The sequence below is a fragment of the Variovorax flavidus genome, assembly GCF_030317145.1.
Taxonomy (GTDB): Bacteria; Pseudomonadota; Gammaproteobacteria; order Burkholderiales; family Burkholderiaceae_C; genus Variovorax; species Variovorax flavidus.
This window is the reverse complement of sequence record NZ_JASZYE010000006.1, coordinates 247,626-257,710: the sequence shown is the minus strand read 5'-3', so window position 1 is coordinate 257,710 and position 10,085 is coordinate 247,626. Positions and strand designations below refer to the sequence as shown.

10 protein-coding genes and 1 pseudogene are annotated in these 10,085 nt (G+C 67.8%); 8 read left to right on the top strand and 3 right to left on the bottom strand.

Annotation, left to right across the window (positions count from 1 at the left end):
- The 7 genes and pseudogenes from QTH90_RS24960 to QTH90_RS24930 form a co-directional block, all read left to right on the top strand.
- A pseudogene (locus QTH90_RS24960) lies at nucleotides 1–232 on the top strand (TorF family putative porin); the annotation flags it as partial.
- Nucleotides 233–290: 58 nt separating this feature from the next.
- The gene (gene glnK / locus QTH90_RS24955) at nucleotides 291–629 is read left to right on the top strand and encodes a P-II family nitrogen regulator (protein WP_028249673.1); all 339 of its coding nucleotides are present in this window, start codon (nucleotides 291–293) and stop codon (nucleotides 627–629) included.
- 27 nt (nucleotides 630–656) lie between these two features.
- A complete protein-coding gene (locus tag QTH90_RS24950) occupies nucleotides 657–2,192 on the top strand; it encodes an ammonium transporter (RefSeq protein WP_286667247.1) in 1,536 nt (511 codons plus the stop codon).
- An 89-nt stretch (nucleotides 2,193–2,281) separates the two neighbouring features.
- Nucleotides 2,282–3,202, top strand: a complete 921-nt coding sequence (locus tag QTH90_RS24945) for an SMP-30/gluconolactonase/LRE family protein (RefSeq protein WP_286667246.1) — start codon at nucleotides 2,282–2,284, stop codon at nucleotides 3,200–3,202.
- A 27-nt stretch (nucleotides 3,203–3,229) separates the two neighbouring features.
- Nucleotides 3,230–4,327: a glycolate oxidase subunit GlcE gene (glcE, locus tag QTH90_RS24940; RefSeq protein ID WP_286667245.1), complete on the top strand. Its 1,098-nt coding sequence runs from the start codon at nucleotides 3,230–3,232 to the stop codon at nucleotides 4,325–4,327.
- Between the two features lie 8 nt (nucleotides 4,328–4,335).
- Entirely contained in the window at nucleotides 4,336–5,574 is a 1,239-nt protein-coding gene (gene glcF, locus QTH90_RS24935) for a glycolate oxidase subunit GlcF (RefSeq protein WP_286667244.1), read from the top strand.
- An 86-nt stretch (nucleotides 5,575–5,660) separates the two neighbouring features.
- Nucleotides 5,661–6,110 (top strand): carboxypeptidase-like regulatory domain-containing protein, encoded by a 450-nt coding sequence (locus QTH90_RS24930; protein ID WP_286667243.1) that lies wholly within the window; start codon nucleotides 5,661–5,663, stop codon nucleotides 6,108–6,110.
- Nucleotides 6,111–6,124: 14 nt separating this feature from the next.
- Here QTH90_RS24930 and QTH90_RS24925 read toward each other — a convergent pair whose 3' ends face one another.
- Genes QTH90_RS24925 through lplT form a run of 3 tightly spaced genes read right to left on the bottom strand, consistent with a single transcriptional unit; the run spans nucleotide 6,125 to nucleotide 8,821 of the window.
- On the bottom strand, nucleotides 6,125–6,610 hold the full coding sequence (locus QTH90_RS24925) for a glutathione peroxidase (RefSeq protein WP_286667242.1): 486 nt from the start codon (nucleotides 6,608–6,610) through the stop codon (nucleotides 6,125–6,127).
- On the bottom strand, nucleotides 6,607–7,509 hold the full coding sequence (locus QTH90_RS24920; protein WP_286667241.1) for a DMT family transporter: 903 nt from the start codon (nucleotides 7,507–7,509) through the stop codon (nucleotides 6,607–6,609). Before QTH90_RS24920 ends, QTH90_RS24925 begins: the two co-directional genes overlap by 4 nt.
- Before the next feature lie 7 nt (nucleotides 7,510–7,516).
- Nucleotides 7,517–8,821 (bottom strand): lysophospholipid transporter LplT, encoded by a 1,305-nt coding sequence (gene lplT, locus QTH90_RS24915; RefSeq protein WP_286667240.1) that lies wholly within the window; start codon nucleotides 8,819–8,821, stop codon nucleotides 7,517–7,519.
- A gap of 171 nt (nucleotides 8,822–8,992) precedes the next feature.
- On the opposite strand from lplT, the gene alr reads away from it, so the two are divergent.
- A complete protein-coding gene (gene alr, locus QTH90_RS24910) occupies nucleotides 8,993–10,081 on the top strand; it encodes an alanine racemase (RefSeq protein WP_286667239.1) in 1,089 nt (362 codons plus the stop codon).
- Nucleotides 10,082–10,085: the final 4 nt, after the last annotated feature.

The following is a 10,085-nucleotide window of genomic DNA, read 5'->3' as shown; positions in this document are numbered from 1 at the left end:
CAGCGACATCAAGAGCCTGGGCTACAAGGACTACCTGGACTACAACGTGGGCGTGTCCTATGACCTGGGCAGCGGCCTGTCGCTGGGCGGCTGGGTGCAGGGCGGCAACGAGCAGAGCGCCTTCAACCTGATCTCCAGCCCCGGCGTGGACATCAACGGCGTCACCTTCGGCCAGACCACCTTCTCGCCCAACAAGACGCGCTTCATCGTCACGCTGACCAAGACGCTCTAGTCACAGAAGGCGCGGCCCCGGTGGCTGCGCCGTCCCTTCCATCTGTAGGAGAAACATCATGAAGCTGGTCACAGCCATCATCAAACCCTTCAAGCTCGACGAAGTGCGCGAAGCGCTTTCGGCGATCGGTGTGCAGGGGATCACGGTCACCGAGGTCAAGGGCTTCGGCCGCCAGAAGGGCCACACCGAGTTGTACCGCGGCGCCGAGTACGTGGTCGACTTCCTGCCCAAGGTCAAGATCGAAGCGGCCGTGGCCGACGAGCTGGTCGAGCGCGTGATCGAGGCCGTCGAGGCCGCCGCTCGCACGGGCAAGATCGGCGACGGGAAGATCTTCGTGTACGACCTGGAGCAAGTCGTGCGCATCCGCACCGGTGAAACGGGCCGCGAAGCCCTCTGATACGCAAGGCACGAAAGACAAATCGAAATGAAAAAATTCCTTGTTTCACTCGCGCTCGGCTTGAGCGTGCTGGCCGCCGGCACGTCCGGCTTTGCGCAGACGGCAGCGGCACCCGCGGCCGAGGCGCCCGCTGCCGCCGCGCCTGCAGCTGCAGCGCCAGCCGCCGCCGCACCTGCTGCGGCCCCTGCGGCAGCGGCACCCGCCGACGCCGCCGCTGCGCCCGCCGCAGCCGCGCCTTCCTTCAACAAGGGCGACAACGCCTGGATGCTGGTTTCCACGCTGCTGGTGATCATGATGACGATCCCCGGCCTCGCGCTGTTCTACGGCGGCCTGGTCCGCAGCAAGAACATGCTGTCGGTGCTGATGCAGGTGATGGTCACCTTCTCGATGATCGTCGTGCTGTGGCTCATCTACGGCTACAGCCTGGCGTTCACCGAGGGCAATGCCTTCATCGGCGGATTCGACCGGCTCTTCATGAAGGGGATCTTCGATCCGGCCACCGGCGTGTTCGCACCCGGCGCGACCTTCAGCAAGGGCGTGTATATCCCCGAGCTGCTGTTCGCCGCCTTCCAGGCCACCTTCGCAGGCATCACCTGCTGCCTGATCGTCGGTGCCTTCGCCGAGCGCGTGAAGTTCTCCGCCGTGCTGCTCTTCATGGTGATCTGGTTCACCTTCAGCTATGCGCCGATCGCGCACATGGTCTGGTTCTGGATGGGCCCTGACGCCTACGCCAGCAAGGAAGTCGTCGACGCGATGAACGACAAGGCCGGCCTGATCTGGCAATGGGGCGCGCTCGACTTCGCAGGCGGCACCGTGGTGCACATCAATGCAGCCGTCGCCGGCCTGGTGGGTGCCTTCCTGATCGGCAAGCGCATCGGCTATGGCAAGGAATCCTTCACGCCGCATTCGCTGACGCTCACGATGGTCGGTGCCTCGCTGCTGTGGGTGGGCTGGTTCGGCTTCAACGCCGGCTCCGCGCTCGAAGCCGGCACCAGCGCCGTGCTCGCCTTCATGAACACCTTCTCGGCCACCGCCGCCGCGGTGCTCGCATGGTGCATCGGCGAAGCGCTGATGCGCGGCAAGGCCTCGATGCTGGGTGCTGCCTCGGGTGCCGTCGCCGGCCTCGTGGCGATCACGCCGGCTGCCGGCAACGTCGGCCTGATGGGCGCCCTCGTCGTGGGCTTCGTCGCCGGCTTCGCTTGCCTCTGGGGTGTCAACGGCCTCAAGAAGCTGCTCGGCGCGGACGACTCGCTCGACGTGTTCGGCGTGCACGGTGTCGGCGGTATCGTCGGCGCGCTGCTGACCGGCGTGTTCAACACCCAATCGCTCGGCGGCCCCGGCCTCGTGGGCGACTGGGTCACGGCCAGCGTCATCTCCAACGGCATCGGCGCGCAGGTCTGGATCCAGCTCAAGGCTGTGGTGCTGACCATCGTGTGGTCGGGCGTCGTGTCCTTCATTGCCTACAAGATCGCCGACCTCACCATCGGCCTGCGCGTGAGCGAAGAGGAAGAACGCGAAGGCCTCGACATCACGTCGCACGGCGAAACGGCGTACAACCGCTGAAGAGTTTTTGTTAGCGAGAGTCTCCTTTGGATGTTCGGCCCGCACGTGCTTCGGCACCTGCGGGCCTTTTTTCGCCTAAGCTGCGGCTGATGTGGACCACGCTGAATGACAGCCTCAGCCAGCTCGGCGAGTCGCCCTTCTGGCATCCGGCCGAGAGGTCGCTCTACTGGCTGGACATTCCGGGTCGTGCCGTGCTGCGCACGCGCGGCGACATCGCCAGCCCCGGGGTCGAGCGATGGAACATGCCGACCGAGCCCGGCTGCATGGCGCCGGCACGCAGCGGCGGCCTGGTGGTCGCGCTGCGCGACGGCGTCTATCGTGCGCGGGAGTGGGGCAGCGAGCTCCAGCCCATGGCGCGCGTCGACCATGACGTGCGCACGATGCGCTTCAACGACGGCAAGTGCGACCCGCTCGGCCGTTTCTGGGCCGGCACGCTCAACGAGGCGAAGGATCGCGCCAACGCCGCGCTCTACTGTCTCGACGCACGCGGTGGACGCGCGCCGACGCTCACGCAGATGGCCAACGAGGCCACCACCGCCAACGGCCTCGCCTTCTCGCCCGACGACACGACCGTCTACTGGGCCGACACCGCGGCGCACCGCGTGCGCGCGTGGACGTGGGCGGCGCGGCCCAATCGCCTGTCGAACCCCCGCGTGTTCAGGCAGTTCGGCGACAAGCCCGCCGGCTGGACGGCGGAATCGCTCATCCGCTACGAAGGGCGGCCCGATGGCGCCACCGTCGACGCCGAGGGCCACTATTGGGTCGCGATGTTCGAGGGCGGCCAACTGCTGCGCTTCGCGCCCTCCGGCGAGCAGGTGTCCGCGCTGCCGACGCCCGTGCAGTGCCCGACGATGCCGTGCTTCGGCGGCGACGACCTGCGCACGCTGTTCGTGACCACGGCGCGGCGCGGCCGACCGGCCGCTGAACTCGAACAGCGCCCCGCGTCGGGTCACGTGCTGTCGATTCGGGTGGCCACGCCCGGCTTGCCAGTTCGTTTCTTCGAGGACTGACGCGCCGCTGGCGGTACGATCGCCGGCATGGATCCAGCCCTTCGCCAGATCGCCGAGCGCATACGCGCCGCTGCCGCCGACAACACGATGCTCCGCATCCGTGGGGGCGGCACCAAGGACTTCTATGGAGAGCCGCCGCAAGGCGAGCCGCTCTCCACCACCGGCCTGACAGGCATCACCAGCTACGAGCCGAGCGAGTTGGTCGTCACCGCTCGCGCCGGCACGCCGTTGGCCGAACTCGAGGCTGCACTGGCCGAGAAGGGACAGTGCCTCGCCTTCGAGCCGCCGCGCTTCGGCGCCGCCGGCACGGTGGGGGGCATGGTCGCCGCCGGGCTCAGCGGGCCGTCGCGGGCCAGCGTGGGTTCGGTGCGCGACTACGTGCTCGGCGCCACGCTGGTCAACGGCCGCGGCGAGGTGCTCACCTTCGGCGGCCAGGTCATGAAGAACGTCGCGGGCTACGACGTGTCGCGCGTGCTCGCGGGATCGCTCGGCGTGCTCGGACTCGTCGCGGACGTGAGCCTCAAGGTGTTGCCGACTGCGCCCGCCGAAGCGACGCTCGAATTCGCCTGCGGCCAGGCCGATGCGCTGCGCCTGCTCAACGAATGGGGCGGCCGGCCGCTGCCGCTGAACGCGAGCGTCTGGCGCGAGCGCGACGGCGTCGGCGTGCTGTCGCTGCGTTTGCGCGGCGCGGTGGCTGCGGTCGAGGCGGCTTGCGCGCATCTGGGCGGCGAACGCCAAGGCAACGAGCGCACCGCCGCCGGCTGGCAGTCGCTGCGCGACCAGCAGCATGCGTGGTTCGGTGCGCGTGGCGCGCGCGATCTCTGGCGCCTGTCGGTGCCGCAGACGGCTCCGGTGCTGAAGGTCGACGGCACGCCGCTGATCGAGTGGCACGGCGGGCAGCGCTGGTATCTCGCGCCGCCCGACCAGCGCCCGCAACTGCGCGCGGCGGCCCGTGACGCAGGCGGCCATGCGACGCTCTTCATGCCCTCGGACATCCACGGCCAACGCGTGCTCGGCAGGTTCGACGCGCTCAGCCCCGCCGTCGAGCGCATTCATCGCGCACTGATGCGCGAGTTCGATCCTCAATCCGTCTTCCATCGCGGACGGCTCTACCCCGCGGACTGACCCCACGCATGCAAACCGAACTCGCTCCCGAATTCCAGGGCACCGCCGATGGCCGCGAAGCCGAGGCAATCCTGCGCAAGTGCGTGCACTGCGGCTTCTGCACCGCCACTTGTCCGACCTACCAGCTCCTCGGCGACGAACTCGACGGGCCGCGCGGGCGCATCTACCTGATCAAGCAGGTGCTCGAGGGCAAGGCGCCCACGCGCAGCACGCAACTGCACCTCGACCGCTGCCTCACCTGCCGCAATTGCGAGAGCACTTGTCCGAGCGGCGTGCAGTACGGCCACCTGGTCGATATCGGCCGCAAGATCGTCGACGAGAAGGTGCCGCGTCCCCCGCTCGAAAGCGCGCTGCGCTGGACGCTCAAGGAGGCACTGCCTTCATCGCTCTTCGGTCCTGCGATGAAGCTCGGGCAGTCGGTGCGCGGCCTGCTGCCCGAAAAGCTCAAGGCCAAGGTGCCGGTTCCACGAAATGCCGGGGCGTGGCCCACGCGCACCCATGCGCGCAAGGTGCTCATGCTCGCCGGCTGCGTGCAGCCCTCGATGGCGCCCAACATCAACAGTGCGACTGCGCGCGTGCTCGACGCGGCCGGCATCCAGGCCGTGATCGCGCCGAGCGCGGGTTGCTGCGGCGCGGTGAAGTTCCACCTCAACGACCACGACGGCGGCAAGGCGCAGATGCGCGCCAACATCGACGCCTGGTGGCCGCTGGTCGAACGCCAGGAGGTCGAGGCGATCGTGATGAACGCATCGGGATGCGGCGTGACGGTGCGCGAATACGGCCACATGCTCAAGGACGACGCGGCCTACGCGGCCAAGGCGGAGCGCATCAGCGCGCTCACCCGCGACTTGAGCGAACTGCTGCCCGAACTCGTCCCGGCATTGAAAGGGCGCGTCAGCGCGCCGACCGGCGTCATCGCCTACCACCCGCCCTGCACCCTCCAGCACGGGCAGAAGCTGCGCGGCGGCGTCGAGACGAACCTTCGCGCGCTGGGCTTCGACGTGCAGGTGGCGGTCAACGAATCGCACCTGTGTTGCGGCTCGGCGGGCACTTATTCGGTCCTTCAGCCCGAGCTGGCCTATCCGCTGCGCGACCGCAAGCTGGGCCATCTGAACCAGCTCAGGCCGACCGCCATCGTGTCGGCCAACATCGGCTGCATCACCCACCTGCAGAGCGGCAGCGAGACGCCGGTGCGGCATTGGGTCGAGTTGCTGGACGAAGCGTTGCAGGCCGCGCCGACGGCCTGATCGCACACCCACTGGGGGTCTGGTCCGACTCGCCGGGAGGCGGGGCGTAGAGAGCATGCAAGCATGTTCACTTCGGGAGTGTTTCCATGCACGCCTCATTTCGATTGATTCTGCGGGGCGCGGTTCTTGGCGCCTGCGCCGTTGCGCCGTGGGTGGCGCAGGCCCAGTCGGCAGCCTCCACACCCGTTCCTGCGGTCGTGCCCGTCGTTGCGCCGACGATGCAAGGCGCCGGTTCGGGTCAGTACGTGTGCGGTGGCGTCGGGTCGGACGAATCCGTCGCCATGCGTGCCGCGATGAAGGACCATCCGCTGTCGCTGCTCTTCGCCCGCAGCAGCGGTGCGTACCTGGCCGACGTCGCGGTGACGGTGAAGAACGAGAGCGGCGCGACGGCCCTGTCGCTTGTCTCGAATGGTCCGATCTGCCACGTCGACCTGCCGGCCGGCCGGTATACGGTCGAGGCATCGGCCGACGGCGTCACGAAGAGCCAGGTCGTCACCCTGGGCAATGGCCCGAAGACGGCCGACTTCCGTTTCTGAGCGCGCAGCGGGGGCTATGCCCCCAGGGCGGTCTCGATGTCGCGGCTGATCGACTCGGGCTTGTCGAGCGGCGCGTAGCGGCGGATGACCTGTCCGTCCTTTCCGATCAGGAACTTGGTGAAGTTCCACTTGATCGCCGTGCTGCCCAGGAAGCCCGGTGCCTCCTTGACCAGCCACTTGTAGAGCGGCGCGGCGCCCGAGCCGTTGACGTCGATCTTCTCCATCATCGGAAAGCTGACGCCGTAGTTCTCGACGCAGAAGGCGCCGATCTCCTCGTTGGTGCCCGGGTCCTGGTTGCCGAACTGGTTGGACGGAAATCCGAGCACTGCGAGGCCCTTGCCCGAGTACTTCTCGTACAGGGCTTCCAGTCCCTCGAACTGCGGTGTGAACCCACACTTGCTGGCCGTGTTCACGATCAGCAGCACCTTGCCCTTGAACGTGGAAAGCGGCACCGGCTTGCCATCGATCTGGCGGGCTTCGAAGTCGTAGACGCTGGTCATGTCGTGTCTTTCTGAAGGGAAGAGGGTCGATCATCCTCGCCGCCCGGCGATCGCGCAAACGCCGACCACACGGCAGCGAGCACGATCAACGCACCGCCGATCCAGATGCGCGCATCCATCGTTGCCGCGCCGAGCGCCACCGACGAACTGCTCGCGAACAACACCTCCGACAGCATGATCACCGAGGTCGCGCTAGCCGCCAGCCGCGCGGCTCCGTACTGCAGGCAGACATTGGCGAACACGAAAGCGATCCCTAACATCACGGCCCAGCCCCACCACGCCGACGCGGCCAGGGGCGGCGGAGCGATCGCGCCGAGCGCCGTCCCCGCCAGCGCCGTCGCACCGGCCACCAGGGCACAACCGCCGAACATCGCCAGCGCGCGCGATTCGCCAGGCGCGGCCCGCAGACGGCGCAGCAGGATGTTGGTCACCGCGAAGCTGAAGCCCGCTGCGACGCCCAGCCAGTCCGGCAGGCTCGACGGAATCGGCCAGTCGGTCTCCGGCGTCTTGAGGACGACCGCCACGCCGATCAGCGCGAGCGCGACGCGTGCGAGGGCGGCCAGCGTCGGCCGTTCGCCGAGGAAGGCCCAGGCCAGCAAGACGCTCCACAGCGGCATCAGGTAGAACAGCAGCACCACGCGCACCACGTCGCCCTGCGTCACCGCCCAGTTGAAGCCGACGTTGGTGAAGCCGGCAGCCAGCCCGAGCAGCACGAGTCCGGGGTGCAGCGCGAAGACGTGCCACATGCTGCGGCGCAGCACCGCCATCACCGCCGCGATCGCGGCGTAGATCAGGCAGGTCGCCCATACCGGATGAAGACCGTGGCTCTCGATCTGCCGGAAAGGAAACCAGGACACGCCCCAGACAAAGGCGTTGAAGATCAGCGCAATGGCAGGCAAGACGGGATCAGTGGTGCTTGTCGCTGCGAGCGATGGCGAGCAGGTGCTCGACCTCTTCCGGGTACTTGCGCAGGTTGCTCATGTGCCAGCGCTTGATGAGCCACATGAAGCCCGCCACCACGACGCCGAAGGCGGTGATGGCCGCATACGCCGACATGCCGAGCCCGGTGCAGGCGCTGTAGAACGCGCCCAGGATCAGGATGCAGGACTGCTCGTTGAAGTTCTGCACCGCGATCGACCGGCCCGCGCCCATCAGGTTGTGCCCGCGGTGCTGGAGCAGCGCATTCATCGGCACCACGAGGAAGCCGCCGAGCCCGCCCAGCAGGATGAGGAAGGGCACCGCCAGCCAGATGTTGCCGATGAAGTTCATCCCGATCACCAGCACGCCCATGCCGATGCCCAGGGGAATCACGCGCGTCGCCATGTCCAGCCGCATGCGCACCGAAGCCACGATCGCGCCGACGGCGGTGCCGATCGCGACCACACCCGTCAGCGACGAGGCCTGCGCGGTGTTGTAGCCCAGCGCCAACGACGCCCAGGCCAGCACGATGTACTTGAGGTTGCCGCCCGCACCCCAGAACAGGGTGGTGGTCGCCAGCGAGATCTGGCCGAGCTTGTCGCGCCAGAGCCGCGAATTGCAGTGCCAGAAATCGGGCAGCAGCGCGGCCATGTTGCGGACGAAGCCGTGCTGCGGGTTGGAGCGAAGCGGCCGCATTTCGACGCCGGTGTCGGGGATGCGGGTGTTGAACCACGCGGCCACGATGTAGACCAGGATCAGCGCGGAGATCGCCGCTTCGGGGGGCGTGTCGATGCCCGTATTGATGACCGGGAAATCCAGCGCGAGCAGGTGGCTCGACAGCGCATGGCCCACGAGCTGGCCGCCGAGCACGATGCCCAGGATGATCGAGGCGATGGTCAGGCCTTCGATCCAGCCGTTGGCCTTGACCAGTTGCGAGGCCGGAAGCAGCTCCGTCAGGATGCCGTACTTGGCCGGCGAGTACGCCGCGGCGCCCAGCCCGACGATGGCGTAGGCCAGCAGCGGGTGCGAGCCGAACAGCATCATCACGCAGCCCACCACCTTGATCGCGTTGCTGATGAACATGACCTTGCCCTTGGGCAAGGCGTCGGCAAAGGCGCCAACCAGCGGGGCCAGCGCCACATAGAAGATGGTGAAGATCGGCACCAGCGCGGCGCGCTGCCATTCGGGCGCGCCGTTGGTTCGCATCAGTTCCACGGCCGCAACGAAAAGCGCGTTGTCGGCCAGTGACGAAAAGAACTGGGCCGACATGATCGTGTAGAAACCGCGCTTCATCGATGGGCTGGCTGGCCAGAAATTGAGACTGCTGGCGATAGTGGAAGAGGGGCCGCTTCCGTGGCGGCTGCGCGGTTATAGCATGGGGGTGCGGTGTCAAAATGGCGTGACGCGCTCTCCACTCTGGGCGCGTTTGTGTGAGTGTTTCCTGCTTTTCACAGGGTTTTTGCCGTGCCGCGTCCGATCCTCGCCACTGTTCATCTTGCTGCACTGCGGCACAACCTCGACCGCGCACGCCGCGCGGCGCTCGACTCGCGCGTGTGGGCCGTCGTCAAGGCCAATGCCTACGGTCACGGCATCGAGCGGGTCTTCGACGCCTTTCGCGCCGCCGACGGCTTCGCGCTGCTCGACCTGAAGGAGGCCGAACGCGTGCGCGCGCTCGGCTGGCGCGGCCCCATCCTGCTGCTCGAAGGCGTGTTCGATGCGCGCGACCTGGAGCTGTGCTCGCGGCTCGATCTCTGGCACGCGGTGCACTGCGACGAGCAGATCGACATGCTGGCCGCACACAAGACGCAGGCGCCGCAACGTGTCTTCCTCAAGATGAATTCGGGCATGAACCGGCTCGGTTTCACGCCCGAGCGCTTCCGCTCGGCGTGGACCCGGCTGAACGCGCTGCCGCAGGTCGACGAGATCACGCTGATGACGCACTTCAGCGATGCCGACGGCGCGCGTGGCATCGCCCACCAGATCGAAGTCTTCGAGCGCACCACGCAGGACCTGCCGGGCGAGCGGTCGACTGCCAACAGCGCCGCGACCTTGCGTCACGCGCCGAGCACGCGGGCCGACTGGGTGCGCCCCGGCATCCTGCTGTACGGCAGTGCTCCGGACTTTCCCGAACACGACGCCGCGCACTGGCAGCTCCAGCCCGGCATGACGCTGTCCACGCAACTGATCGGCGTGCAGAACCTGAAGGCGGGCGACACCATCGGCTACGGATCGAGCTTCGCGGCCGAAGGGCCGATGCGCATCGGCGTCGCCGCGGTCGGCTATGCCGACGGCTACCCGCGGCACTGCACCACTGGCACGCCGGTGCTGGTCAACGGCGTGCGCACCCGGATGGTCGGGCGCGTGAGCATGGACATGATCACGGTCGACCTGACGCCGGTGCCCGACGCGGGCTTCGGCAGCGAGGTCACGCTGTGGGGCCGCGCGTCCAACGGCGCGCTGCTGTATATCGACGACGTGGCGCAGGCCGCCGGCACCGTCGGCTACGAGCTGATGTGCGCTGTCGCCATGCGGGTGCCTGCCACGGTCGATTGAAAGC

Bases quoted from the DNA above. Each gene is read 5' to 3' on its own strand.
- glnK (WP_028249673.1), top strand. From the start codon at position 291: ATGAAGCTGGTCACAGCCATCATCAAACCCTTCAAGCTCGACGAAGTG.
- QTH90_RS24950 (WP_286667247.1), top strand. From the start codon at position 657: ATGAAAAAATTCCTTGTTTCACTCGCGCTCGGCTTGAGCGTGCTGGCC.
- QTH90_RS24945 (WP_286667246.1), top strand. From the start codon at position 2,282: ATGTGGACCACGCTGAATGACAGCCTCAGCCAGCTCGGCGAGTCGCCC.
- glcE (WP_286667245.1), top strand. From the start codon at position 3,230: ATGGATCCAGCCCTTCGCCAGATCGCCGAGCGCATACGCGCCGCTGCC.
- glcF (WP_286667244.1), top strand. From the start codon at position 4,336: ATGCAAACCGAACTCGCTCCCGAATTCCAGGGCACCGCCGATGGCCGC.
- QTH90_RS24930 (WP_286667243.1), top strand. From the start codon at position 5,661: ATGCACGCCTCATTTCGATTGATTCTGCGGGGCGCGGTTCTTGGCGCC.
- QTH90_RS24925 (WP_286667242.1), bottom strand. From the start codon at position 6,610: ATGACCAGCGTCTACGACTTCGAAGCCCGCCAGATCGATGGCAAGCCG.
- lplT (WP_286667240.1), bottom strand. From the start codon at position 8,821: ATGAAGCGCGGTTTCTACACGATCATGTCGGCCCAGTTCTTTTCGTCA.